Raw genomic sequence first — 26,208 nt, forward strand, 5'->3', positions numbered from 1 at the left:
TCTTTTTTCAAGACTTTATCTAAGCAGCCCTCTTAACTGATTTTCGAAAACGAAGAGGCTTTGCACGCTTTACTACTGCTTTTGCTTTTTTATGCCTCTCATTTTGAGGTGAAGAATTCTTTCGTTGCAACTGTGCAGCATCATCTTTTCGACTTACAAACTGTTTTTGACGTTTAGATTTTTTAAAACGGCGTTCCTTATCATTTGCTTTTTCTCTACTTTCTCGCACAATTGGCTTTTCTGGAAACGCTGCAAATTGTTCTGGAACAGACTCAGCCACCAATTTCATACGAATCAAGCGCTCTATAGCACGCAAGCGGGACCTTTCTGTCTTCTCATCAAAAAGCGTAAGTGCTTCACCTGATGCACCATTGCGTCCTGTACGACCAATACGATGCACATAACTTTCAGCTTCATCTGGTAAGTCGTAATTAATAACGTGGCTTATCCCTGGTATATCAATACCGCGTGCAGCAATATCTGTTGCCACTAGGATCTGCACAGATCTTTCACGAAAAGCTTTTAAAGCAGACTGGCGAGCACCTTGTGATTTATTTCCATGAATTGTTGCGACTAAATATCCTACCTTTTCTAAACTACATGTGACAGCATCTGCCCCATGTTTAGTTCGAGTAAAAACAATAACCGAATCAAAAGCTGGATTTGTCAAAAGTTTACTTAAAACATTCTTTTTTTCATTCGTAGGAACACAATATAATTTTTGGCAAATCTCTACAGCCGTAGTACCTTGAGGAACAACTTCAATTTTAACCGGATCATTGAGCAAACATTTTGCAAGCACAGCAATTTCCCTCGGCATTGTTGCAGAAAAGAGTGCTGTCTGACGCTCTTGATGCAAAAGCTTTGCAATTTGCTTAACATCATGAATAAAACCCATATCCAACATACGATCTGCTTCATCCAAAATCAAAAAACGAGATTGGGAAAGATCAACACACTTTTCACGAACAAGATCTCTTAAACGCCCTGGAGTCGCTATCAAAACATCCACACCTGCTTCCATACGTTTAATTTGTTTTAAACGTGATACGCCCCCAAAAATAAGACATGTTGAAAGATGTGCTCCTTTCGCCGTAGTGCGAATCGTTTCATCAATCTGCACAGCAAGTTCACGCGTTGGAGCTAAAATCAAAGCGCGTGCAGTTTTAGGGCAGCGTTTATCACCTAAAGCCAAAATCTGACTTAAAATAGGCAAACTAAATGCCAAGGTTTTTCCAGAACCTGTCTGAGCAACACCTAAAATATCGTGTCCTTTCAACATCACTGGAATAGCTTGTTCTTGTATAGGTTTAGGTTTACTCATCCCAGCAATGAGTAAATTTTTAATCAAAAGAGTAGGCAAACCTAACTTTGTAAAAACATTTTCTTCTTTTATAGGCAAAATAAAATCTTTCCTTAGCTGAAGAACTCAAAAGAAGTAACCATCTGAACTCTCCACTCAAGAATCCGCGCAAGAGAAATCCCTGACATTTTAAATGAAGCAACCCCTAAAAAGCGGCTTGCGCAACTCATGAACACCTTGAAATCAAGATAAAGGCGTATAAACTTCACTTTACAAAAAGCCAACAAACCAGCCTAAATGCCTTCATCTCTATTATCTTTGGATTATGATAAAAAAGCAAGAACTTTACGAAATACATTTATCATGAATAAAAACAATATTTAGATCGTTTACTTTTTGATGATTGTGTCTATCGGTAAATGTACCTTGATAAAATCAGGATAAATCTCGAGAAAAACTGGATTTTGTAAAGTTTTTTGACCGCCATAAATTAAATACCATTGGTTTTTATCAAAAATCGCCAAAGTTTTATATTGAATGATGCGATCCTTCATATCAAGAACTGTTGGAATTAAAGCATACAAAGTACCATTATCAGTTTGTAAATACTCTATATTTTCTTTATCTAAATAATAAGCAGCAGAAGGCAAACCCTCAAATTTCCTATGCAACTGTTGAAGAAAATCACTACGTAAAGCACTCTCTGTTGTATTCAATCGATGTGCCATCTCTTTATAAAGCCGCTCAGGCATATAACGAGAAATAGGCATAAAATCCCCATTTTTTATAGCATTATTGACATCAACAACGACTCTTGAAAGTTCAGCTTTTTGTACTATCGTTGGCTGAGATGCTAAACTCTGTTGATTAACAATCAAAAAGAAAAATAGACTCAGCACCGAATAAAAAATAGGTTTCATCATTATACTTCTTGTTTTAGTAAAATTTCAGTTTCTCAAATAACAAAATCAAATAACGTTTGATCATCAGTAATATCACGATAACGCCAACCTAACGTTTGAAATTTTTCCTCTAAAAGACAAAAATTACCGTATTTTTTTGTTTCAATCGCAACCAATACAGAACCAAAGTTTCTCGCTGATTTTTTAAGATATTCAAAACGCACAATATCATCATCTGGTGATAATGTGGAAAGAAAATGACGCAATGCACCAGGATGTTGCGGAAAACTAAAAATAAAATATTTTCTCAACCCTTGGAAACGTAAAGAACGCTCTTTAATTTCTGGCAAACGCTCAAAATCAAAATTACCTCCTGAAATAACGAGAAGAATTTTTTTCCCCTTTAACTCTTGAGGAGGAATACTGTTAAGCGCATCAATCGATAAAGCACCAGCCGGTTCAAGAACCACACCTTCCACATTAAGCATTTCAACCATCGTAGAACAAACGCGGTTTTCAGGAACTGTAATGACAGAATCAGCGGGAAATTTCTTTAGAATTGTATAGTTTAGTGCACCAATTTCAGCCACAGCAGCACCATCTACAAAAGTGTCAATGCTTTCAAGCTTAACGCGTTTTCCACTCTCCAAACAAGCAAGCAAACTTGCAGCTCTTTGCGGCTCAACAAAACGAATCTTTGTTTTCCAACCATATTCATGTAAAAACTTGCTCACTCCACTTGCCAAACCACCGCCCCCTACCGGCACAATCATCAAATCTGGCTCACTTTCTCCATTGAGTTTTTTCCATTGTAAAGCAGCTTCACAAAGCACTGTTGCCTGCCCTGTAATAATGCGAATATCATCGAAAGGTGGAGCCATTACACCACCGCTCTCCACGACAAAGGATTGCGCAGCTTCATAACATTGATCAAATGTTTCACCAATCAAACGAATATCAATGAATTCTTTGCCAAAAATACGTGTTTTTTCAATTTTTTGTTGTGGCGTTGTCATGGGCATGAAAATCACGCCTTTACGTTTAAAATAACGACAAACAAAAGAAACCCCTTGCGCGTGATTCCCCGCTGAAGCGCAAACAAATGCAGAATCTGGTGATATACAGCTAAGCATTTCTGAAACAAAATTGAAAGCACCACGAATCTTATAAGACCGCACCGGTGTTAAATCTTCACGCTTTAAATAAATTTCTGCATCATACTTTTGACTAAGAAAATCATTTCTTTGAAGTGGTGTTTCAGCAAACACGTGATGCAATCCCACCATAGCTTTTGTGACGTCTTGAATAAATTGACTCATAACACTAATCATTTCATACTTTATTTACATTATAAAAGCTTTTTCTATCGATAAAGGAAACTATTGTCAGTCAAAATTTCACTAAAAAATGAAAAATGTTTCTTTTGTCATTAATTCTTGATTCAATAAAAGATATAGCTTATGAGAGAACTCACATCGCGGACGTGATGAAAACGGTAAACATAGCAGACTTAAAATCTGCCGGTCGAAGACCTTGCGGGTTCAAGTCCCGCCGTCCGCACCAGATTATCTTAATCTCTCTTATTTTCCAATGATTTATTAAAAATCAAAAAAAATTAAAGCACCTTCTAAACCACCTTTCGTAACTTTATTATAACGCTATAAGACGGCACCGCGGTGGTACTAAAATACGAATCATTGCTGCTTTTTGAGGTACCTTTTTAGCACTTTGACCTCCTCCTCGTCTTTATAGGATGGAGAGGCAATCAATATTGCTAATTTGGGATTGGCTTATACTCTTCATGACTCTTGTAAAACGACGCAAAAGCTCAGAAAAGAGATAGATGCAAAAGACAAAATAATAGATAAAGAAGCTGAAATAATACGTGCACAAAAAGATGTGATTCAAAAACAAGAAGAGTTAATTCGAAAATCAACTGCTTCTAAGATTATTTTTCCTCGAATGGCAGTAAAAAATTGGCCCAAAAGTAGTTTCAAGTACTTTCTCACGACCATTTTTTCAAAACAGGCAATCACAACACGCTCTGTCATAGCGCACATATAAATACGCAACAGCCTTCATGGGGGAAGATGATCATCAATACACAAACCGTTCTCTGCCTTGATCTAGATCTAAGACAGGCTGGGCGATTTCTCGTGTAGACAGCAGTATAACAAGTGGCACTTGTCAATTTTGAATTTTTTCGTTTTCAAGGCGATAGTAGGCGCTATTTGCGTTTTCAGCAATGGCTTACAAAAATGAAAATCACAACAGATAAAGTCAATGCCTCACAAGAAAAGATGATTAAGACGGTGTGTGCAAAAGAATACAATCCAAAAGATGACAACGAAGCAAATGCTTTAGCAATTTTATATTTAGTTAAAGAAGGGAATGCGCATGTCTAATGCAATGCCATGGATAAGATTCCTTTTGAATGACTGGAACAGTGAGATAGATGGAATGACATGAGAACAAAGGGGCATTTATATAACGCTTTTCATTCGCATATATGACAAAAAAGCACCAATTAAAACAGATTTTGAAATGCTTGCCCGCGCTTGCAATTGCTCGCAAAAAAGTTTGCAACTATTGTCGAATATCTCATGAAGAATGGTAAATTTCTTGAGAAAGATAATGGTTTGTCGAATACGCGCATTGAAGAAGAGCTAAAAGATTTTACTGATAAAAAAGCGCCCATATCGCAAATTCATAGTGAGGCTGGAAAAAAGGTGTACAATAAAAAACGCTATAAAAAACATTTTAATGATTTTGCTGAAGCAAACGCTAAGCAAAATCAAGCTATAAAGAACCAGAATAAGAATATATATAAACTAAAACTATCATTTTAGCAAAAAAAACTGCTTCTGAAAATTTAGAAACAAACGAACAGGTTGACGAACTAACATAGGTTGCTGCTGTTGAGACCACATCAGAGCAAATCGAAATGGGTGTAGAAAACCAACCTTCCATTCACGAGCAAGAGAACATTACGAAAAAAGCTAAACGGGTTAGAAATGACAGTGGCTGTCGTACCCCTGATGATTTCGAACCTGTTTATGATTTCGCAATCGAAGAGGGATTGCCTCCAGAGCGTATCAAAGCCGAAATGGCAAAATTTCGAGATTTTTGGAAAGCTAGAACAGGCAAAGATGCACGCAAAACGGATTGGAAAGCAATGTGGCGCAACTGGGTGCAAAAAGCTATCGAGGATTTAGAGAACGGAAAAAACTATGGAAATCACTCTCAAAGGCAAAAAAGTGTAGATGAACGCATCTCAGACAGTATCCTTGATATCGGGCCTCGAGGTCACTTTGAAACACATTCACGAGATGATAACTCTGGAGTTTCCTTTAGTTTTGAAAAGTGGCAAGCATTGACACAACAGCAGGAAGCGATTGCCTTAGAAGCGTGTGATCAACTTCACGAATTGTTTTCAATAAAAGTGAGTAAAGAGGACATAACCAAGGCAATTCGGATGCTTTCGGTGTGGTTTAAAAATTTCGCAACAGACAGATCATGAAGGTATGGCGCTTACCTATGGAATGGTTTTGGAAAGTGTTTCTGCGTGGTCACTCATAAAAACGGTTAAACGGATTTTATGCAATGAGTTAGAAGGTTTATCGGATACGTTTTTTCCAAGCACTCGTGAGTTAGTAAGATTATGTCGTGATTTGAAAAATAGTCTTTTGACGAAAGCCAATCTTGTACACTAGGCTGTTTTGAACACCCGTGAAAAAAGGCTGAAAGAAAAGGCAATGAGAGAGAATTCAAGACCACTCACGTTGGTTGAAAAGCAAGTGAAAAACACTGCAAATTAGCAAACTAATGAAAATTGCTGATCGTTTTGTGATTGGATGTGCATTTAAATCGACAAAATGGCACCGTACAGAGTGATTTAAAGATTTTATGATAAAAAACCTATCTTATAAAACGCTCTGTACGGTCAAATTTGAGGCAAATAGACAAATTTGTAAAATTAGGATTAAAGTATGTTCATTTTAAAACATCTATTCTTAAAAAACCGTAAACAACCCATGCGAAAGAGGTTTGTTGCAACGGCAGTGGGTATGCCCCATGGGGGATGGGACAGAGGAGTATTTTTACAACCTCTACGAATACGAAGACGGCACAAGAGAGTGTGAAAAGTTTGATGGTGGTCAGTATTACAAAACACCTAAGAATGCGGATTTTAGTACCAAAGCGCAAGTAAAAGCATGGGTTTACGGTGGTGATATTCCGAAAAGCATTCTCAATTACGAACCTCTTATAGACGAGATCAACAGAGAGATCAAAAAATTATCGAAAACCGCAAGAAATAAATATGTTTACAGATAAGCAGCTAAGAGCCTTGTTTGGTATTATAACTTTTATATTTTTATGTTTTTCAGAAATTAAAAAAATATTGACTTTATTCAGAGTATATTGCGTATTGCTCTAAATGCGCTTCTTAAACATTTGCACAAAAGCATTAAAAGCTATTGAATCATGGACTTTATGTTATATTTTTATATAATATTAGAGAGGGCGTTTTATGCACAACAAAATTACGTAAAGTTGGAGGATCCGTTATGCTCTCTATACCGCCTGCATTGTTTGATGTTCTTCATCTTACTGAAAATATGCAAGTGGGTTTGGCTATTGATAATGGACAATTGGTTGTAAAACCACAAATATCGCAAAATTACACTCTTGAAGAATTGTTAGCCGAATGTAATCCTTCGGACGATTTTGCGGATAAAGATGTAGAGTGGTTTGATGCTAAGCTTATTGGCAGAGAGCTCTTGTAATGAAGCGAGGTAAAATTTGGTTTGTATCGCTTGACCCAACCTCTGTCTATGAGAAAAAGGAACGCGTCCTGTACTGATTGTGTCACCGGAGGCGTTTAATCGTTTAACAAAAACACCCATTGTTTTGCCCATTACGAGTGGAGAAATTTTGCTAGAATAGCAGGCTTTGCTGTTTCATTGGTGGGAACAGGGCTGCATACAACAGGTGTGATACGCTGTGACCAACCGCGTGCTTTAGATATAGTAGCGCGTAATGGAAAAAGAATGGAAACTATTCCATATATAATTATGGATGAAGTCTTAGCAAGGTTATCAACATTTCTTACTTGAATTTTTTCTACACTTTTAAATGTTTAAAAACACCAACTTTAGGTAAAAAGTAAAAAAGCATAAGATCATGATTTTTTTCTGCTGACAATCAGCTAATCAATTTTTCACAGAATAAAAATCAATATTTGACTAATGATGTCATTAATTATGACTCAAAAGGAGCCATAATGAAAGCTGTCATCACTACGTCAAGGTGTGTTGTTGGAGACAATAAAAGCGCTGTTCGCTTTGAACCATTACCCCCAATAATCCATTTGTTGAAGTTTCTAATCAGGTCTACGCACGTCTCAAGCGCGCCAATGCTGCAAAACCTTTTGTTGACGTCAAAACAACAGCAAAACCTAAAAAGACAGTTGAACAAATTAAGCAGATAGAACAAGAAGTAGCACAAACATCATCTGAACCAATGACTGAAGAAACCTTACTCGAAAAACCAAAAGCATCTAAAGCTTCCAAGCCATCAACACCTACTCTTAAAAAGGCTTAGACGTTGAAGTTAATCATCCACCAAAAATGGTATCTTCAACAGGTGAAGGATACCTTCACCAGTCTTCAAGCACCACACCTTAATTGGGCTTTGCGTAATGCTCTAAACACCGCAGCAAAACAGTCGAACGCTTTACTGAAAAGCAAATTGCCGATGTTACATCTGCCCAATCAAAGCATGTTAAGCAAGGTATTTATATTAAAGAAAAGGCGACAGCAAGGTTTCTTGAGACAGATATCATTCGTTCTGGAACACCGATACTTCTTAAATTTTTTAAAGCAAAAGAACAAAACGCGGCGTGACTTACACAACTGTTTGGAAAAAAACAAATCTTGCCCATGTTTTTATCAAGGATGGGAGTTTTCCAAAGCGTGTTGATTTAAAAAAGATGAAGGGTAATGTTTTTCAAAGAGCGGATGGAGATCAATTCCCCATTGCAAAACAAGAGGAACCCTCAATTGCTAGGGTGATGTCAAAGCCAGAGATTACAAGTGCTATTGCACAATATGCCAATGAAAGATTAACCAAAAATATACAGAGACAACTTTCTCGTCAAGAATACGCTGCTAATAAGAAAGGCTAGATCATGTTCTCAAGCTTTATCTATATCTTACATATCCTTATGAGTTTATGCATTACACACTTTGATTGCAATTTTAAAAACAGATTATCACTTATGCTTTGTTTTTCCATAAAAAAGTCAATAAAATCAATATAAAAGGTACTTCTCAGCGGGTTGGCTTCGTTGCGGGACAGGCTAGTGCGAACTATCGCTAGCGACAGAATTTTCAATTTGACTGTACATTGTACACTTAACTCATTGATAGATAACAATTTCAATATGTACACTGTACAGTATGTGAAACGTTTTCTTAGCAAAAAGTAATTTTTGTTGCTGAACAATTCTATAGTAATAGGTATTTTCGAATCAGGTGCCTCAAAACAACTAGCGGATTAGTTGCCGAAATAACTAATCTTCCGCAATTTAAAAGCTTTAACTCATTGTATGCTACATGCATATAATAGCTTTGTCAGGTGTGGCTATACTATATAACACCCTTCGGGGAAAGGCGTAACGACGGACTAGATGCCGTTTTTCTTAGTGCCCAGCACTCTTTTAGAGTGTCATTAAGGAACGTCTAATCGATAGGAGTTCATTATGAACATTCTTAAAAATATCAGAACAAGTCATTGATCCGAAAACCGTTCAAACTGTTAATGCGCGTGAATTGCATACGTTTTTGGAAGTTAAATCGGAATTTAGAAATTGGATAAAAAATCACATTGAGGAGTACAGCTTCCTAGAAAATAAGGCCTTTATAGGTTTCGCTAAAATTTTAGCGAAACCTAAAGGTGGTCGTCCAAGTACAGAATATCACATCATATTAGACATGGCGAAAGAGCTCTCAATGGTTGAACGCAATGAGAAAGGACGCCAAGCACGCCATTATTTTATTGAATGTGAAAAGAAACTAAAAAGCCAATCTACTAATTATGATAGTGATAAACGCTTTGATGATTTTACTATCTTCGCCAACATGTTTTGACAAATTATTCTAAAATCATAGGTATCATCTTTGGTCGTCTTTTAAAAATAGATGAAATCAAAAAAGAGCTTGATCATTACAAATAAGTTACAAAAGAAGCTAAACGCGTTTTAGCAAGATCTGTCGTGAAACTGCTTAGATTTAAAGGAATATGACATACCTCCCCGTTCTCAAAAATGGGGAGGTGGTTTAAAGATCAAGTTTTGAATGGGAGCCCAAACGCATTAAAATCAATCGATCTTGACCAATCAAGCGATAAATCAACACTAAGTCAGGTCGAATATGGTAATCTCGATAATTGCTCCAATTCCCAGTCAATGCATGGTCATGATATCGAGGTTCTAAAGGCGGGTCATTTGCTAATGCTGCAATGATTTGGCGCAAATCAGTATCTAAAAGATGCCGATACCGTCCTTTCATTTCACGATTGAAATCACGTTTGAAGATGGTGGTACGTTCAATCGTCCGCATAGAGATCATCAAATAATTCATCTACAGAATGAAACTTTTTAAGTTGCCCTCATCCAATTCAGCAAAAGCCGCTATGGTTTCCGCATTGGGTTGAAACAAAAAGGATGGAATAGCTTTATCTTGCGCAATGCGTGTCATCAATACTCTCACGACATCACTTACTGATAAACCAGAGGCTTGAATAACTTGACTAGCAACATTTTGAATTTCTTCTGGTACACGCGCTTGAACCATACGACTGGCAGCCATGATGACTTCTCCTTTCTCAATTGTATTTCAATGTAATACAATTGAAGTATAATTTCAACTGTAAAGCATCATTTTTTAAAGTGGAGAGGTGGTTGATTTAGCAACCGCTTGCTTTTTTAGACTTTCACCCACGTTTACGGCGTTCTTTTGTTACATATTTAAAGAAAGAGGGTGGTAAAACATCTTTAGCTGGCTTTAGACGTGCACGTTCTTCATCTGTCAATGATGGAGAATCCACAGCTTCCAAATCTTCTTTTGTATAGCCACATCTTATTTTAAAGTTTTTTTTGAAAACCAATAATTCTTGTGTGACTTGAAGCGTTTCCGTTTGCATACCGGAATATACACCCGATTATACCGGATCGTCAATTATCTGTTATGCCGTCAAACCTCAAGAGTGGAAAGATCATTAAACCCTACATTCAAATTTATTGATTTTGGCAAATTCGTCTGCTTTTTCAGTTTGTAATATACTAACGTCATAAGCAGCTTGCATGTTAAGCCAAAATTCAGCAGTAGTATCAAAAAAATAGGCTAATCTTAATGCTGTATCTGGAGTCACTGGACTATTTTCCGCAATAATACGTTCTATCCTCGTGCGTGGAACATTTAATGCTTTTGCAAGGGCATAAGCAGAGAGAGCATATTCTTTTAAATATTCCTCCCGTAAAATTTCTCCGGGATGTATAGCAATATAATTTTTCATCTCGACCTCCTACAGATCAATGATAATCTACGATTTCAACTTCATAGGCGCCATTAGAACGCCATTCAAAACAAATACGAAACTGGTCATTAATACGAATAGAATATTGACCTTTACGCTCTTCTTTCAATGCTTCTAAACGATTTCCTGGAGGACTGCGCAAATCTTTGAGGTCAACTGCTTTATCGAGCATAAACAATTTTCTTTGGGCTATACGTACTAGAGTTGTTGGAAAACCTTTAAGCGGATTACCTTCTAAAAGATCTTTACAACGCTTATCCGCAAAAGATTCAATCACCAAATCACCTTCATTCGCTCTTTTATATATCATAGCATGATACTAATCTAAAAAAAGGATGAATGTTGAAAAATATTTAGCAATAGGTGCAAAATGACCAAGAAGCATCGTGAGGGTCTATCGGTTCGTGCGTTTGCGAAGAAGATGGGTGTTTCACATAATGCGGTGGTTTCTCGGATAAAGACAGGTAAATTTGATGCGGCTCTTTTTGAAGATGGTTCTGTCAATGAAGCCCTTGCCACAAGCATCTGGAATGAGAATCCAACAAAGCGCCCTGCTCCATTTTTAGCGCCTGATGGTCAACCGCGGACAAAGATCAAACAAGCCTCTACAGATGGAGCCAATGAATACAAGATAAAACTGGAGCGAATGCAAGTTGCCCTTGAAAGCGAAAAGATTGCACTTGAACGCTTACGCGAAACCACTGTTGATCGAGAAGAAATGAAAAAGGCAGCTCGTGAGTTTGGAAGAGCGCACCGTGATGCTATGTTGAATTTTCCTCATCGTTTTGGTGCAAGCATTGCTGCACAAGTTGGATGTGATGCGGCCAGCCTTATTGGTGCTATTGATTACACTATGAGAACCGCTTTGCTTGAGGCGGTTAATATTCCAGTGCCTTTTCATGATCCTCATTCTCCAGAGTTAGAGAACTTGCAAGAAACGAATAATGGATGACAATGCAGTCGAAGAATTTTTCGCCCATGCCAATAATGCAAGACAACCGGACCCACCGTATACGGTTTCGCAATGGGCGGATAAGAATAGATACCTTAGCACCGTAGCAAGTGCTGAACCTGGATTGTGGAGAACAAAGCGGACCCCCTATTTGCGCGAAATCATGGATAATCTTTCCTCCTACGTGCCAATTGAAACAACTATTGTCATGGAAGGGGCGCAAGTTGGCATGTCAGAGGCAGGATTAAATTTCTGCGGTTATGCTATTCATTATAGTCCAGGACCTGCCCTTTATGTGATGCCAACGGTTGAGACAGCCAAAAAGCTTTCAAAGACGCGGCTTGATCCTATGATTATGGCAAGTGCAGTTTTAAGTGAACGCATAGCCCCAGCACGAGCACGTGACAGCGGGAATACCATGTTTTCGAAAGAGTTTGATGGTGGGGCATTGATGCTTACAGGAGCAAACAGTGCAGCTGGTTTGCGTTCCATGCCTATTCGTTATCTGATTTTAGATGAGGTGGATGCCTATCCTCTCAGTTTTCTTTGAAAGCGATTTTTTGCCTATAGAAATGTCGTTAAAATGTGGCTTTTTGCTTTTCACTTTCAAATCCCCCGCCGGTTGCGAGCACCCTCGCATTAGTATTCCGAGAGCCTGAAAGTATTGAATACGAACCAGATTTTTACTTTTAGTGCTCATAGCACCTAGACATAGAAAAATATCCCATAATTCCGAGACACCCACAGAGTGGGCTCATTTATGATCGAACTTTAGGGCTTTCAGACCCTACTAATCGCTGCGTAGACGAGCAAAATCACTCTTTAAGTAATAAAGTAATTTCAGGAGATTAGCAATCAAAATGAAAATAATCTCAAAAACTATAAGATTGAGCACTCTTCAAAAGAGGATAATGCGAAGGGCTGTCATCGTGGTTAGTCATTAACCCACATAATGCTTCTTTTCCAGAAAACGCAAAACGCGATATAAGAAAAAATGTTGTTTGCAAAGTTTTCTCTTGCCTATACAAAGAGAAAATGAAAAATTTGGAGGGCTCCCATGATAAATGACATCTACTGTGTTGGATACAATTATGTTGAACATGTTCATGAACTAGGTAATGTTGTTGAAGATGAACCTGTTATCTTTAGCAAGCCCAAAAGTTCACTCGTTTTAGGCAATGAAATTTATCTCCCTGATTTTTCCAAAGAAATACATTTTGAAACCGAAATTGTGCTCAAAATCTCAAAGGACGCTTTCATGATCATGGAGGAAGAAGCAGAAGAATGCTATGATGCCGTAGCAATAGGTCTTGATCTCACAGCGCGGGATTTGCAAACAAAACTGAAAGAAAAAAAGCTTCCTTGGCTTTTATCGAAAGGATTTAAAGGCGCTGCATACGTCTCTGACTTCATAAACAAGGAAAAAATAAACAACCCAATAACCTTTGCAATGAAGTTGAATGGCGAAACAAGACAAGTTGGCAATACGAAAAATATGATCTTTAGCTTTGAGAAGATAATATCGTTTTTAAGTCACTACATTCAGCTAAGACGTGGTGATCTCATATACACAGGCACTCCACAGGGTGTAGGAAAACTTTCTCAGTTTGACAGAATAGAATTGTATCTCGAAAATCAATTAATTTCAGAGCTAAAAGTAAAATGAATCATCAAATACTGACCTTTTTCATTGTTTCATTTTTTTTAGTCATCTCACCGGGGCCGAATATGGCCCTTATCATCGATAATGCAACGAGATTGGGAAGAAAGAACGCATTTGTAAACGTTTTAGGATTGTGTACAGCAACATATGTGCATGGGGCATTTTCCATACTAGGTGTATCAGCGCTCATTCTCAACAACAAAACGCTGTTTTTTTTTAGTAAAACTCATGGGTGGCAGCTATTTATTATACATGGGCTTTAAATCAATTAAATCTGGAATACACAGCTTAAATTCAAAAGAAAGAAGTTCAACGAATGAAAAGCATGCTACGAGTGAAACAAAGCTTTTAACCAGCTATATGGACGGTTTTTTGACACAAATACTAAACCCCAAAGTATCTATATTTTACATAGCAGCTTTTCCAAAATTCTTAGCTTCTGGAGGTAGCATTAAAAAAGGTTTTGAACTTGTAACCATACATTCTTTCAACATCTTTGCATGGTTTACTTTAATGACCATTTTTATATCATTTGCCAGTACCGCCTTAAAAAAGCAGCGGGTAAAAGGCTCGATTAACATTGCGACAGGAACAGTTTTATCTTTGATAACAAATTGTAAAGTTAATAGAGCAATCTTTTCCTGATTCTGTCTCTCACTGTGAATAGCTCAATCTCTAACAGAGCTTATACAATCCCCAGTTCTTTTTTTCTTTGTATAACTGAATTACGTTGCATTTCTTTATCATATTCTCAAGGACGTTTGTGTAAACTTTGTGAGTTTCTCGCAATATTTTATAAAATGTTACCAATATCTAAACAAAATCCTTATTCATCACTTTTAAAAAAATAAGCTATGATATTCCTCTTTTCGTTTATGAAACAAAAGTAACTTTTTGATTTATGATAGCACCATACAAACAAAAAAATGATTTTAAAAATCATTTTAATTTTCCATTAAAAATTGTTTCTTAAACTAAGATGAGAACTCTCGAGTACTATTTGAGCAAAAAGTAAAACTCTCACCATTATGAATAATAATAAATAATGTACTGATTACAAATAATAAGTTTCAAAAAATTATAAAAACTCCTGACAACTTTCTGAAATAATTTTAAAAGCCCCACGTCTTTTAATGAACAATTTATTTGTTATTAATAACAATAAAAAGCTCCCTATTCAAATATCTGTTACATTATTTAAGAGGACAACATTCTCTTTTTTCAAAAGCATATTCCTAAAACATATTCTTTTCTTTATCCACACAAAATCATAAAAAACGTTTTTTTCCTTTACACCTCATTTATATCATGCTTCGATACGAAATAATGCTTTTTTAGTGTAATTTAATCTCAAAATAATTAAAGGGAACCCCCAAAAAATGAGCTACAAACAAAATTTAAAAGATAATTCTCAGAATAAGTTACAGCGTGGACTACACAACCGACATGTACAACTTATAGCCATTGGTGGTGCTATTGGAACAGGTCTCTTCATGGGGGCAGGAAAAACAATTAGTGTAGCAGGTCCTTCCATCATACTCGTTTATGCTATTATCGGTTTTGCTCTATACTTTGTCATGCGTGCTATGGGAGAATTGTTGCTTTCTAATTCACAATACCGATCTCTTATTGATTTTTCAACCGATATGCTAGGACCGGGAATCGCTTTCTTTGTTGGCTGGAGCTATTGGTTGAGCTGGGTTGTAACTGGAGCTGCTGACATTATTGCCATCATCACTTATATGAACTTTTGGTGGCCAACACTCAATCCATGGTTTACCGTTTTTACCTGCATTAGTGTCTTTTTAATCTTTAACCTCTTTGCCGTGAAACTATTCGGTGAACTTGAATTCTGGTTTGGTCTTATCAAAGTCGTCGCAATTTTAGCATTAATTGTTGTGGGATTTTATATGATCGTTACGGGCTTTACCTCTCCCAATGGTACGGTTGCTTCTCTCAATCACGTATGGAACGATGGCAATATCTTTCCGCGAGGAATGACAGGTTTTTTTGCTGGATTTCAAATTGCCATTTTTTCTTTTGTTGGTATAGAAATTGCTGGAACAACCGCTGCTGAAGTAAAAGAACCTAAAAAAGTTCTCCCCAAAGCAATTAATGCAATACCGGTCCGTATTGTACTCTTTTACATTTTTTCTCTCGCTGTAATTATGTCTGTCACACCTTGGGATCAAATTGTTCCAGATAAAAGCCCCTTTGTCTCGATGTTTTGGCTTGCAGGCATTCCGATAGCTGCCGGCTTGGTAAACTTTGTCGTTATTACCTCAGCTGCCTCTTCAGCAAATAGTGGTATTTTTTCTACCAGCCGTATGATATATGGACTTGCAACACAAAAAGGTGCCCCTCCAATTTTAGGTAAACTTTCCAGATACCATGTTCCAGCCAATGCTCTATTCTTTTCCTGTTTATGTATTTTAATAGGGTATACAATTGCCTCACTCTCTCCAAGCCTCATAAGTGCTTTTACAATTGTGACAAGCATTTCAGCTATTGCATTTTTATTCGTATGGTCTGTAATTTTGATTAGCTATATTGTGTATCGTCGCAATCGCCCTCATCTACACGCTGAATCCATTTATAAAATGCCAGGAGGTGTTATCATGTGTGGGATAATTTTAGTTTTCTTTGTTTTCATGCTCTATTTGTTGACATTAGAAGCTGATACTCTACTAGCCTTAAAATATAGTATATTCTGGTTTGTTTTCTTAGGTATAATGTATTTTATGTTTGTAAAGAAAAAAATAACTCAAGGTAACAAATAAAGTCTATACATAAAAACATCTCAAAAAAGGGTAATTTTAGTTACCCTTTTTCTACTTAACCTCCTCCCCAAACATCAAAAAACGACGATTCCTACCGGCACCGGTTTGTAAACAATCCGGCTTATTAAGGGGGAATGCTGCTGATCATTTATATGGTTCACCTACATAAGGCTCTATGGGCTAGCCCTGCCCTGAACACTCACCACCCATTCTAAAAATACTTAATGCGTAAAATGTTATATGCTTTATATCACTACTCTACACAACAGTATTTTACTGCACAATAGGATAAGAAACGAGCTATTCTGTAAAAAATTCTCTATAAACTTCACTGACATTGTTTACTAATAAAACATGAGATTTATCTAAAACTTCCCCCCCCAAAAAAATTTATATTCAATTTTTTATCAAAATTAAAAATATAGCTCTAAACAGAATATATCTTAATAGCTATCTGCAATAAAAAAAGATTCTATGAAAATATTTTTCTATTTGTAATAAATTTTAAATATTAATAATCAAATGTAAAATTTAAATATATTTTTTAATGTTTTAAACAATAGTTTAACTATTTAAACTTATTTTATTTATATACAAAGTTTTATATTTAATAAATTTACAATTTTATTTATATTTTTATATAGATAACAATATCTATAAATAAATAATTTTAAATATAAATATATTTATATAAAAATTTACTATAAATAAATATACATAAAATATAAATTATTATTTATATACATATAATAATATATAATATAAATTATATTATATATATTAATTATGTATAAAACATAAAAAATCAAAAAAATATAATACAATTTATCTTTTTTTTCTTATATATAAAATAATTATTCCATTAATTAATAATGTTTTTGCTTTATTCACATATAGTCATAGAAAAAAATTCCTTTACTCCTTAACCATAGCGTGTTCCGATAGAAGGAATTACCTTTTTTAGGGTAATTTTTATTTAAAAATAACTAAGGAGAACTCCCCAAAAATGAACAAACAAAATTTAGAAAAAAAACCTAAGAAGAAATTGCAACGTGGACTACATAACCGACACATACAACTTATAGCCCTTGGTGGAGCGATTGGAACAGGTCTCTTCATGGGATCAGGAAAAACAATCAGTGTAGCAGGCCCCTCAATTCTACTCGTTTATGCAATTATTGGTTGTGCTCTATACTTTGTCATGCGTGCTATGGGAGAGTTATTGCTTTCTAATACACAATACCGATCTTTTATTGACTTCTCAACCGATCTTCTAGGGCCATGTGCCGGATTCTTTATCGGCTGGACATATTGGTTGTGTTGGATTGTCACTGGAACTGCTGAAATTATTGCTATTGTCACTTATACACACTTTTGGTGGCCTGAGCTCAATCCGTGGATTCCTGTTATAATTGGTCTTATGTCCTTTTTAATTCTTAACCTCGTCGCCGTAAAACTATTTGGCGAACTTGAGTTTTGGTTTGGTTTTATCAAAATCGTAGCAATTCTAGTCCTAATCGTTGTAGGATTTTATATGATCTTTACCGGTTTTGTCTCTCCAAACGGTACGGTTGCTTCTCTTAGCCATATATGGAACGGTGGGAATATTTTTCCGCGAGGAATTACAGGCTTTTTTGCTGGATTTCAAATTGTTATTTTTGCTTTTGTTGGCATTGAACTCGCTGGAACAGCTGCTGCTGAAGTAAAAGAGCCTCAAAAAGCTTTACCACAGGCTGTTAATTCAATACCAATCCGCATTGTATTCTTTTATATATTCTCTCTTCTTGTGATTATGTCTGTGACGCCGTGGGATCAAATCAGTCCAGAAAAAAGCCCATTTGTAACAATGTATGCACTTATTGGTATCCCAACTGCTGCAGGTTTGATGAACTTTGTTGTCCTCACAGCTGCCGCATCTTCAGCAAATAGTGGAATTTTTTCTACCAGCCGTATGATATATGGGCTAGCAACACAAAAAGGTGCTCCTAAATTTTTAGGAAAACTTTCTCGTAACCACGTTCCAGCCAACGCATTATTCTTTTCATGTATATGCATCTTATTTGGTTATGCCGTTGTATCGTTATCTCAAACACTCATAGCTGCTTTTACAATTGTTACGACAATTGCCGCAACTTTGTTTATATTTGTATGGTCTATCATTTTGATCAGCTATATCGTCTATCGCCGCAATCGTCCTCTCCAGCATACTGTCTCTCCTTATAAAATGCCAGGAGGTGTTGTTATGTGTTGGGCGCTTCTTGTTTTCTTTGCATTCATTATCTATTTATTGTCATTAGAAGCTGACACTGCCATAGCTTTAAAATACACTCCAGCATGGTTCATATTTTTAGGAATTGTATACTTTCTTTTTGGGAAAAAGAATTATGCAAAAAATTAAAAAATAAAGCTTATGTTTCCAAAAACATATAAAAAAGGGTAACTAAAGTTACCCTTTTTTTGATATTTATCTATAAAATTATAAAAGCTATTGACAAAATATCTCTGTAGAATCTTCAATTACGCTCTTTATCAACCAAAGCATTCGATTTTATCCAAGGCATCATAGAACGAAGTTTTTTACCAACTTCTTCAATAGGATGATTATCATTTAAACGCCGCATACTTTTAAAATGAGCAGCACCAGCTTTATATTCTTGAATCCAATTCGATGTAAATTTACCCGTTTGAATATCTTTCAATATACGTTTCATTTCTGCTCTGGTTTCATCCGTAATCACACGTGGACCAGACATATATTCACCCCATTCAGCTGTATTAGAAATCGAATAATTCATATTTGCAATGCCCCCTTCATACATGAGATCAACAATCAGTTTAACCTCATGCAAACACTCAAAATAAGCCATTTCCGGCGCATAACCTGCTTGTGTTAATGTTTCATAACCTGCTCGAATCAATTCAACAAGACCACCACAAAGAACCGCTTGTTCACCAAAAAGATCAGTTTCGCACTCTTCTTTAAAAGTTGTTTCAATCACCCCAGCACGTCCACCACCAAGACCACATGCATAAGATAATGCTAAATTATGAGCATGCCCTGAAGCATCTTGCGCCACCGCTATTAAGCAAGGAACACCACAACCCCGTTGGTATTCATGACGAACTGTATGCCCTGGACCTTTAGGAGCAATCATCACAATATCAACGTTTTTTTTAGGTTCAATCAAGCCAAAATGAATGCTCAAACCATGCGCAAAAGCAATCGCTGCCCCATCGTGTAAATGATCATGAATATGTTCCTTATAAATATCAGCTTGCAATTCATCTGGTGTTGCCATCATGATGAGATCTGCCCATTTTGCTGCTTCAGCAACACTCACCACTTCAAAACCATCAGCCATGGCTTTTTTTACTGTTTCCGACCCTGAACGCAAAGCTATTTGCACATTTTTAACACCAGAATCTTTCAAGTTTAAAGCGTGCGCACGCCCTTGAGAACCATAACCAACAATGGCTACTTTTTTCCCTTTAATGAGATTAACATCCGCATCACGATCATAATAAACACGCATAAAAAATTCCTTCTTTCTCTATTTAAACTGGATTTCAGATTACTTTTATTCAATAAGAAACATTATCTACAGTGCATCACACACTTATAAAGACAAAAAACACCGCTTATAAGAACACAGCAATTGAATAATTTTAAAGTTTACATATTGCATAGAAAAAACTGTAGTCCCCAAACATTCCTAAAACATATACGGATCCCCAAATAAACTTCAACTGCTATTCTACAAAAACAATAATTACACAAAATAAGATTTCTAAAGAAAATTTAGCTAATATTCTACTCTTTTATCGTGCAACAAAACGCTATATTCTAAAAATTAAGATACAACACACAATTTTTAACATGAACCAAATCAATACGGATAGCAAGAAAAATTACAAAATAACAAGTATTGTTTTAATACAACCTTCAAAAGCATATACAACAATATCTTTAGAATAATAGAGAGGATGTTTTTACTTTTTACGTTCTTTTAATACCCACGCCTCTCACACGAAGAAGCCCCCATACGGCTATTATGTTATCCATTTATGGCGCCTTATAAAAAAATTTTAATATGCTCAAGCCCTTTTCAAAAATTCCCTATAATAGTGTAAGATTTATTGCACATCACTCTCTTTACTTCATAAAGCTACAAGTCGATATCATCATTCTATTTAACAGCTCCTATTGCATTAAGCTTATTCATAAGGAGATTTTACGTTATACTATTTACAGATAACCCAAAAATGAGCTCCAATATCAAGAAAATTTGTGTATTAATCCATTAAAATCCTACGCACTCCTTTATAAGGGAAATACTTTCAAAACCCTACTTCTTCTCCATTCAAAGAAATTATAATAAGAAGATTTTAAAACTTCCTCATAATGGATAGTACAAATAAAAAACATCGCATGCACTCAAAAACAAAAGATAGAAAGCAACCAATAAATAGAGGAACAATAGAATATTTATAATGCACGATAATAGTGCTATTTATATCAACATATATAAAATTGTTTTTTAAGATAAATTGGCAAACCTCTATAAAAATTTCTTTTCCAATTTTTATAGAGAGAAAAAGATTACGATAACAACCGGATAAAACGCTGAACAGTCTCATGTATTCCATACTCTAATGCATCAGCAATGAGCCCATGGCCAATAGAAACTTCATCAAGCCAAGGAATATTTTTGACAAGAGCAGGAAGATTCATAAGTGTCAGATCATGCCCTGCGTTTATACCTAACTGCAATTCTTTTGCTCTTCTTGCTGCTAAAACAAGTTTATTGAGCTCTTGATCTTGTTTTGTTTTATCCTGAAATGCACCACCGTAAGGTCCCGTGTAAAATTCCACACGATCAGCGCCCATTGCTTTAGCAATATCAAGACCATCGACAGTAGGATTAGCAAAAAGGGATACACGAATCTTTCTGTTTTTTAAATTCTGAATAATAGGTGCTAAAAATTCTGCATCATGAGCAAAATTCCAACCATGATCAGACGTTGACTGATCTGGATCATCAGGAACAAGGGTAATCTGATCCGCATAGTTTTTAGCGATATCCAAAAATTGATCACTGGGATAACCTTCAATATTAAACTCAGCAGTAGGAAAAGTGTTCTTTATTAAACAGTATATATCTGGTAAATCCGCAAAACGAATATGCCTTTCATCAGGGCGCGGATGAACCGTCAAACCTGCTGCTCCAGCAGCAAGCGCTATATGCCCAATATTCGTTATACTTGGCCACGGAAGATTACGTCGATTACGCAAAACAGCAACAGCATTAAGATTAACCGAAAGTTTTACCGCCATGCCCATTTCCATTTTTTTATAGTGTGTAACAAGATAGAAAAAAGGCATTTTCCATCTGAAACTTAGATGATATACACATCTTTTTTCTATCGAACAATCGTTAAACGTTCTGCTGCGCGGGTAATTCCCGTATAAAGCCAGCGCGCATACATATCACGAAATGCAAAACTTTCATCAAACAAAACGACATTATTCCATTGAGAACCTTGCGCCTTATGAACCGTTAATGCATACCCATAATCAAAATCATCATATCGCTTTTTTAATTGCCATGAAATTTCTTGATCAGGGTTTTCAAACGCTGCTTTTAAAAGTTTAATCTTTGCTACCCCACGCTCACTTTCTTCTGGTTTCACAAGAAGATTAATACTTGGTTTAACGGTCTCCTTCTGTGAAGTCATCACCTTCCATAAAGAGCCATTCAACAAACCTTTAATGGGATCATTTCGCAAACACACCAGCTTATCTCCCGCTTGCGGATAATCTGCTGTAAATCCCTTTAACACACGCAAACGCTGATTATAAAGGTGGCGTGTACGATTAACCCCTACCAAGACCTGATCAGCATCCAAAACCAATTGTTGATTGACCTCTTTACGTGTCACAACGCGCGCTTCTCCATAGTCACCATAAGCAATATCGCGTCCTTCACGTACATCCATAGCAAGACGTATAATCGGATTATCTCGCGCTTGCCGATGAATTTCTGAAAGAAGAAAATCTGGTTCTCCATTAGAAAAAAAGCCTCCACCTGATATAGGAGGCAATTGACCTGGATCACCAAGAACAAGAATTGGCGTTCGAAAACTCATTAAATCACGGGCCAATTTTTCATCTACCATCGAGCACTCATCAACAATAATGAGTTTAGCTTGTGCAGCAGCACTTCTTCGATTTAACGTAAATGTTGGAGCAATAGATTTTTTTCCTGTTATTTCATCGGAAACTTCCTCTTCACCACGTGGACAATAAATTAGCGAATGAATCGTACAAGCATTGCTTGCACCTTTAGAACGCAAAACCTGCGCCGCCTTCCCTGTAAAAGCAGCAAATTGAACAGAACCATCAACTGTCTCTGCAAAATAGCGCGCAAGCGTCGTCTTACCCGTCCCCGCATAGCCAAAAAGGCGAAAAAGAGGAGAACGCCCTTCCTTCAACCACGCGGCAACAGCCTTCAATGCATTATCCTGTTCCCGTGAAAACTGCATAGCTTACCAACATAAGATTTGCATAAAAAGAGCAGTATTTTGAAAAAAACCAACTATCAAGAAAAATTTTTTTATTAAGAATTGCTGACACACACCCATCTAACAACTTTCGTAGCACAATTATCAATTATTTACCCATTGTTTTTTCAAGATAGTGTAACAATCTAAATTTTATCTATACATCGATCTTCTTGGTAACACCTTATGCGTATCAAATAAAATATCATTTTTTACAACAGTAACACCAACAATGGAAGATGCATATCTTAAATTTAAAATAACACCTCTATACGCTTTTTCTAACCAAAATTTAGAATGAGAAAAAGAGCATTGCAATTGCAAAACCCTCACTAGAAAAAATGTCCTTAACAGGATAAGAATAATGTAATTTTATGAATACTATTTTACACAATCAATCAGCTTTCTTGCACATAAAAATAAAGTACATCCACTATTATGAAATTATAATTAAATATATCAAAAACCTTTTGGCAAAAATAGAAATAGCTCTCAACAAAACGACTTAATCCTATGATGATACACCTATAAAGTTCCTATCTCCCTCTTATCATGATTTTAATAAATTTACTCTTCATGCTACAAATAAGTGATATCTCAACGAATAAAGAGAGACATCACACTTATATGAAGCACGCTTTATCTCGCACAAATATGTAGCTTTTTCTGTTTCAACAATAAAATATGGTTCGTAAGTATGGCCTTCTTGGTAGTCTATTATAGAAAACTGGGACATGGCTTCAGTCCAGCGTAGCGCTTCAGGTTCGTCCTCTAGAATATGAGAAAAGCGCAATTCTCCATCTATTGAGTTAAACTTTTTCTTTTTGTCGCAATGTTTTAAAGTTTATAAAAACTAACTGATTAATGCTATTCTTATTGCTAGAAATAACAATAAATCAAGGGGTATAATTTGTTAATAGGCTTGGTGTTATGTCAAAATATCAGCGATGAGATTGCTTTTTGGTTGTTTTAGAAATGAAATAATGAGCTCAAATATTGATGAATGAAACGGAAGGTTTAAATTGAAAATATTAATTCCAGATGACTATCAAAAAGCCACCCTAACATTACAGTCTATTACAAAATTAATGAAATCGCATGAAGTGCTGGTTATAAATAATTTAGCTAAAGAATGTGATTTAGAAGATAAGCTCAAAGAGATAGATATTCTTATCTTAATCAGAGAGCGGACTATAGTTGATAGAAATCTTCTCCTGAAACTGCCAAATTTAAAATTAATCTGCCAAACAGGCCCTATAGGTTCACATATTGATATAGAAGCTTGTAGAGACTTAGGAATTGAAATATTAGACGGTGGTGGAGATCCAACTTCTGCTGCTGAATTTGCGTGGCTCTTAATTATGTCTGCGCGTAGAAAACTCTGTAAATCTGTATCTGATATGAAAAAAGGACGATGGCAAACAACATTTGGCAACCAAATGAAAGGGGCTACTCTTGGAATATTCGGGTTTGGCCGTATTGGTAAAATGGTTGCTCAATATGCTCAAGCTTTTGGCATGTCCATTTTGGTTTATGGGAGCGAGCGTTCAACGCAAGAAGCAAAAAATTTAGGTTATCATTTTACGCATTCAAAAGATGAATTTTTTACACGTCCTGACATTATATCTGTCCATTTACGTTTAAGCGATAAAACCAGAGAAATCATAAAATTAGATAATCTATTGAGCATGAAACCACATGCTATTTTTGTTAACACAGCGCGTTCAGCTTTGGTTGAAAAAGGGGCGATAGAAAAAATACTAAGTTTGGAAAATTCAACTTACTTTGCACTGGATGTTTATGACAGCGAGCCAGTATATGAGAGCAAATTATTGCAATCAGATAGAGTTCTTTGCACACCGCATCTGGGCTATGTGACTGAAGAAAGCTTTGAGAATTATTTTGAAAAAGCTTGCCAAAATATAGCTTCTTTTATAAAGAGCGCTTAATGCCGGCTGAGCCAATGTTTGTAAAATTTATCTTATATCGCTAGCGTATCAAATTTGCACGACACATAATAGCTTATTTCCTTAAATTAAGCATATTCCTTAGTTTTCATATTAATACCAATAGTATGGACAGATTTTTATGTAATCAGCATAAAATACCTAATTTATTGTTGCAAGCATTATTAAAAAAGGCTACTTTATTGGAATACAATTTAATTGGAGGGGGGCTGAGTGAGCAATAATAAATTTATAGAAAAGAATTATTATAGATGGATTATATTGCTTGTTGCCACTATCGCTCAAGCATCAGCTTGCTTCTTTGTTCAAGGGATTGGTCCTTTAGCTAAATTTTTTAAGAAAGATTTCTCGCTTAGTAACTCTCAGATAGGTTTGCTGTCTTCAGCAGCGCAGTTCCTACCTATTATTGGCTTACTTGTAGCTGGTGAATTACTAGACAAGTTTAACGAGCGCTATATTATTGGAGTTGGCGCGATCGGCGTTTCTGTCGCTCTTTTGTTGGGAGCAATCGCAGATAACTATATTTCCCTTTTGGTTTGTTTGCTAATTATAGGGGAATTTTATAGTTCTGCTCAATCCGGTGGCGCTAAATCTGTTTCGGCGCTAAATCTGTTTCTTCATGGTTTCCACAATCGCAGCGCGGATTTGCAATGGGAATAAGGCAGGCGGGGTTAACATTAGGTTGTGGGGGCATTAGCTGGAATAGTTCTTCCTGCTAGTGTGCTTGTCTATGGCATACAAGGTGCGTTTTGGTCGGTGCCATAGTTTCTTTTTTAGGGGGATGTATATTTATTATTTTTTATCACTCACCAGCAAAAGTTATCGCTATCGTTCCAAAAAGCAAGGCAAGAATTTCGTTCTATGCAAATGTAAGATCTCGTCTTGCAATGTTGGCTGCGCCTCATATGAAGAATATTATTTTTCCAAGCGTTTCACTTGTGATCGTTCAATATGTTTTAACCATTTTTATAACGATCTATTTTTATAGAATCTATCACCTGTCTCTAGATAAAAGTGCTTATTTATTTTTTGTTTCACAGGCTTCTGGTGCCTTAGGAAGAATTATTTTAGCAGCGTAGTGTGATCATTGTAAAAAAGGACAATTTTTTCCTGTCTTGTTTTGCATGATTGCAGTCGTTTTTGGATTTTTAATATTAATTTTGGGCATAAGTGGATCCATAATTTATTTAACTATTTTATCTGCTTGGTTAGTTTTTGGAGGAATGGGATAGTATGGCCCTTGGGCTGCTTATATTGTAGACTCTTAAGCCGAAAGAAAGCGTTGTGTTTTCTCTGGGTTTAGCAATATCTGTAAATCAAATCGCAATTATTACTACTCCACCATTATTTGGATTAATCCAAGATTTTACAGACACTTATTTACTAACATGGCTGATTTTAATTATTGTTTTTTCACTTTTTTAATAAAAAAGTAGGGAAATATAATTGGGGGAAATTATAATGATAAATGGAAAATACTTT

Annotated in this window: 25 protein-coding genes, 1 tRNA gene and 6 pseudogenes; 21 read left to right on the top strand and 11 right to left on the bottom strand. The window is 36.0% G+C overall.

Annotation, left to right across the window (positions count from 1 at the left end; genetic code table 11):
* Window positions 1–19 precede the first annotated feature (19 nt).
* The 3 genes from ACFIMK_RS07500 to ilvA form a co-directional block, all read right to left on the bottom strand.
* Window positions 20–1,402 (bottom strand): DEAD/DEAH box helicase, encoded by a 1,383-nt coding sequence (locus tag ACFIMK_RS07500; protein ID WP_375668576.1) that lies wholly within the window; start codon window positions 1,400–1,402, stop codon window positions 20–22.
* Window positions 1,403–1,692: 290 nt separating this feature from the next.
* On the bottom strand, window positions 1,693–2,223 hold the full coding sequence (locus ACFIMK_RS07505) for a hypothetical protein (protein ID WP_375683081.1): 531 nt from the start codon (window positions 2,221–2,223) through the stop codon (window positions 1,693–1,695).
* A gap of 35 nt (window positions 2,224–2,258) precedes the next feature.
* A complete protein-coding gene (gene ilvA / locus ACFIMK_RS07510) occupies window positions 2,259–3,536 on the bottom strand; it encodes a threonine ammonia-lyase IlvA (protein WP_273791440.1) in 1,278 nt (425 codons plus the stop codon).
* A 146-nt stretch (window positions 3,537–3,682) separates the two neighbouring features.
* Here ilvA and ACFIMK_RS07515 point away from each other — a divergent pair.
* The 11 genes and pseudogenes from ACFIMK_RS07515 (at window position 3,683) to ACFIMK_RS07565 (ending at window position 9,442) form a co-directional block, all read left to right on the top strand.
* Window positions 3,683–3,768 (top strand) — tRNA-Leu (locus tag ACFIMK_RS07515).
* A 614-nt stretch (window positions 3,769–4,382) separates the two neighbouring features.
* Window positions 4,383–4,610 carry a hypothetical protein gene (locus ACFIMK_RS07520; protein WP_375613726.1) on the top strand — a complete coding sequence of 76 codons (228 nt, stop codon included), beginning with the start codon at window positions 4,383–4,385 and terminating at the stop codon, window positions 4,608–4,610.
* A 198-nt stretch (window positions 4,611–4,808) separates the two neighbouring features.
* A complete protein-coding gene (locus tag ACFIMK_RS07525) occupies window positions 4,809–5,054 on the top strand; it encodes a hypothetical protein (RefSeq protein WP_375613727.1) in 246 nt (81 codons plus the stop codon).
* A 95-nt stretch (window positions 5,055–5,149) separates the two neighbouring features.
* A complete protein-coding gene (locus ACFIMK_RS07530) occupies window positions 5,150–5,725 on the top strand; it encodes a hypothetical protein (protein ID WP_375638318.1) in 576 nt (191 codons plus the stop codon).
* Window positions 5,726–5,729: 4 nt separating this feature from the next.
* Complete coding sequence (locus tag ACFIMK_RS07535; RefSeq protein ID WP_375683080.1) at window positions 5,730–5,918, top strand: hypothetical protein; 189 nt, start codon at window positions 5,730–5,732, stop codon at window positions 5,916–5,918.
* A gap of 276 nt (window positions 5,919–6,194) precedes the next feature.
* A pseudogene (locus tag ACFIMK_RS07540) lies at window positions 6,195–6,540 on the top strand (hypothetical protein).
* 233 nt (window positions 6,541–6,773) lie between these two features.
* Complete coding sequence (locus ACFIMK_RS07545; RefSeq protein ID WP_375613730.1) at window positions 6,774–6,992, top strand: antitoxin; 219 nt, start codon at window positions 6,774–6,776, stop codon at window positions 6,990–6,992.
* Window positions 6,992–7,322: pseudogene (locus tag ACFIMK_RS07550) on the top strand (type II toxin-antitoxin system PemK/MazF family toxin). The gene ACFIMK_RS07545 and the pseudogene ACFIMK_RS07550 overlap by 1 nt, the downstream one beginning before the upstream one ends.
* A 167-nt stretch (window positions 7,323–7,489) precedes the next feature.
* Window positions 7,490–7,809: pseudogene (locus ACFIMK_RS07555) on the top strand (hypothetical protein).
* Between the two features lie 42 nt (window positions 7,810–7,851).
* Window positions 7,852–8,392: pseudogene (locus ACFIMK_RS07560) on the top strand (hypothetical protein).
* Window positions 8,393–8,984: 592 nt separating this feature from the next.
* Window positions 8,985–9,442: pseudogene (locus ACFIMK_RS07565) on the top strand (antA/AntB antirepressor family protein).
* Between the two features lie 103 nt (window positions 9,443–9,545).
* Here ACFIMK_RS07565 and ACFIMK_RS07570 read toward each other — a convergent pair.
* From ACFIMK_RS07570 to ACFIMK_RS07590, 5 genes are all read right to left on the bottom strand, one after another.
* The gene (locus ACFIMK_RS07570) at window positions 9,546–9,827 is read right to left on the bottom strand and encodes a type II toxin-antitoxin system YafQ family toxin (RefSeq protein WP_375628908.1); all 282 of its coding nucleotides are present in this window, start codon (window positions 9,825–9,827) and stop codon (window positions 9,546–9,548) included.
* Window positions 9,828–9,848: 21 nt separating this feature from the next.
* Entirely contained in the window at window positions 9,849–10,076 is a 228-nt protein-coding gene (locus ACFIMK_RS07575) for a type II toxin-antitoxin system RelB/DinJ family antitoxin (RefSeq protein WP_375683079.1), read from the bottom strand.
* A gap of 124 nt (window positions 10,077–10,200) precedes the next feature.
* Window positions 10,201–10,410 carry a hypothetical protein gene (locus ACFIMK_RS07580; RefSeq protein ID WP_375628886.1) on the bottom strand — a complete coding sequence of 70 codons (210 nt, stop codon included), beginning with the start codon at window positions 10,408–10,410 and terminating at the stop codon, window positions 10,201–10,203.
* Window positions 10,411–10,485: 75 nt separating this feature from the next.
* On the bottom strand, window positions 10,486–10,782 hold the full coding sequence (locus tag ACFIMK_RS07585) for a HigA family addiction module antitoxin (protein ID WP_375628884.1): 297 nt from the start codon (window positions 10,780–10,782) through the stop codon (window positions 10,486–10,488).
* A gap of 16 nt (window positions 10,783–10,798) precedes the next feature.
* Entirely contained in the window at window positions 10,799–11,113 is a 315-nt protein-coding gene (locus ACFIMK_RS07590; protein ID WP_375628882.1) for a type II toxin-antitoxin system RelE/ParE family toxin, read from the bottom strand.
* A gap of 60 nt (window positions 11,114–11,173) precedes the next feature.
* On the opposite strand from ACFIMK_RS07590, the gene ACFIMK_RS07595 reads away from it, so the two are divergent.
* From ACFIMK_RS07595 to ACFIMK_RS07625, 7 genes and pseudogenes are all read left to right on the top strand, one after another.
* The gene (locus ACFIMK_RS07595) at window positions 11,174–11,755 is read left to right on the top strand and encodes a hypothetical protein (RefSeq protein ID WP_375628881.1); all 582 of its coding nucleotides are present in this window, start codon (window positions 11,174–11,176) and stop codon (window positions 11,753–11,755) included.
* Window positions 11,748–12,296 (top strand): annotated as a pseudogene (locus ACFIMK_RS07600) (phage terminase large subunit family protein); the annotation flags it as partial. The gene ACFIMK_RS07595 and the pseudogene ACFIMK_RS07600, both read left to right, overlap by 8 nt.
* Window positions 12,297–12,812: 516 nt before the next feature.
* The gene (locus tag ACFIMK_RS07605; RefSeq protein WP_375628879.1) at window positions 12,813–13,421 is read left to right on the top strand and encodes a fumarylacetoacetate hydrolase family protein; all 609 of its coding nucleotides are present in this window, start codon (window positions 12,813–12,815) and stop codon (window positions 13,419–13,421) included.
* A gap of 62 nt (window positions 13,422–13,483) precedes the next feature.
* On the top strand, window positions 13,484–13,681 hold the full coding sequence (locus ACFIMK_RS07610; protein ID WP_375638321.1) for a hypothetical protein: 198 nt from the start codon (window positions 13,484–13,486) through the stop codon (window positions 13,679–13,681).
* Window positions 13,647–14,063, top strand: a complete 417-nt coding sequence (locus ACFIMK_RS07615; RefSeq protein WP_375638322.1) for a LysE family translocator — start codon at window positions 13,647–13,649, stop codon at window positions 14,061–14,063. The genes ACFIMK_RS07610 and ACFIMK_RS07615 overlap by 35 nt, the downstream gene beginning before the upstream one ends.
* A gap of 734 nt (window positions 14,064–14,797) precedes the next feature.
* Window positions 14,798–16,198: an amino acid permease gene (locus tag ACFIMK_RS07620; protein WP_375612030.1), complete on the top strand. Its 1,401-nt coding sequence runs from the start codon at window positions 14,798–14,800 to the stop codon at window positions 16,196–16,198.
* Window positions 16,199–17,204: 1,006 nt separating this feature from the next.
* Window positions 17,205–18,596, top strand: coding sequence for an amino acid permease (locus ACFIMK_RS07625; RefSeq protein ID WP_375612029.1), 1,392 nt, complete (start codon window positions 17,205–17,207; stop codon window positions 18,594–18,596).
* A gap of 115 nt (window positions 18,597–18,711) precedes the next feature.
* Here the strand turns inward: ACFIMK_RS07625 and ilvC are convergent, their stop codons facing one another.
* The 3 genes from ilvC to ACFIMK_RS07640 form a co-directional block, all read right to left on the bottom strand.
* Window positions 18,712–19,731 (bottom strand): ketol-acid reductoisomerase, encoded by a 1,020-nt coding sequence (ilvC, locus tag ACFIMK_RS07630; protein WP_375675592.1) that lies wholly within the window; start codon window positions 19,729–19,731, stop codon window positions 18,712–18,714.
* Window positions 19,732–20,798: 1,067 nt separating this feature from the next.
* On the bottom strand, window positions 20,799–21,533 hold the full coding sequence (locus ACFIMK_RS07635; protein ID WP_375613393.1) for a pyridoxine 5'-phosphate synthase: 735 nt from the start codon (window positions 21,531–21,533) through the stop codon (window positions 20,799–20,801).
* Window positions 21,534–21,619: 86 nt separating this feature from the next.
* The gene (locus tag ACFIMK_RS07640) at window positions 21,620–22,741 is read right to left on the bottom strand and encodes an ATP-dependent RecD-like DNA helicase (RefSeq protein WP_375612026.1); all 1,122 of its coding nucleotides are present in this window, start codon (window positions 22,739–22,741) and stop codon (window positions 21,620–21,622) included.
* 1,040 nt (window positions 22,742–23,781) lie between these two features.
* Here ACFIMK_RS07640 and ACFIMK_RS07645 point away from each other — a divergent pair.
* The 3 genes from ACFIMK_RS07645 (at window position 23,782) to ACFIMK_RS07655 (ending at window position 25,805) form a co-directional block, all read left to right on the top strand.
* A complete protein-coding gene (locus ACFIMK_RS07645) occupies window positions 23,782–24,708 on the top strand; it encodes a D-2-hydroxyacid dehydrogenase family protein (protein ID WP_375671900.1) in 927 nt (308 codons plus the stop codon).
* A gap of 231 nt (window positions 24,709–24,939) precedes the next feature.
* Window positions 24,940–25,386, top strand: coding sequence for an MFS transporter (locus ACFIMK_RS07650; RefSeq protein WP_375671899.1), 447 nt, complete (start codon window positions 24,940–24,942; stop codon window positions 25,384–25,386).
* 89 nt (window positions 25,387–25,475) lie between these two features.
* Window positions 25,476–25,805 carry a hypothetical protein gene (locus ACFIMK_RS07655; RefSeq protein WP_375628869.1) on the top strand — a complete coding sequence of 110 codons (330 nt, stop codon included), beginning with the start codon at window positions 25,476–25,478 and terminating at the stop codon, window positions 25,803–25,805.
* Window positions 25,806–26,208 lie beyond the last annotated feature (403 nt).

The organism is Bartonella sp. AP280QHHD, from assembly GCF_042196125.1.
GTDB lineage: Bacteria > Pseudomonadota > Alphaproteobacteria > Rhizobiales > Rhizobiaceae > Bartonella.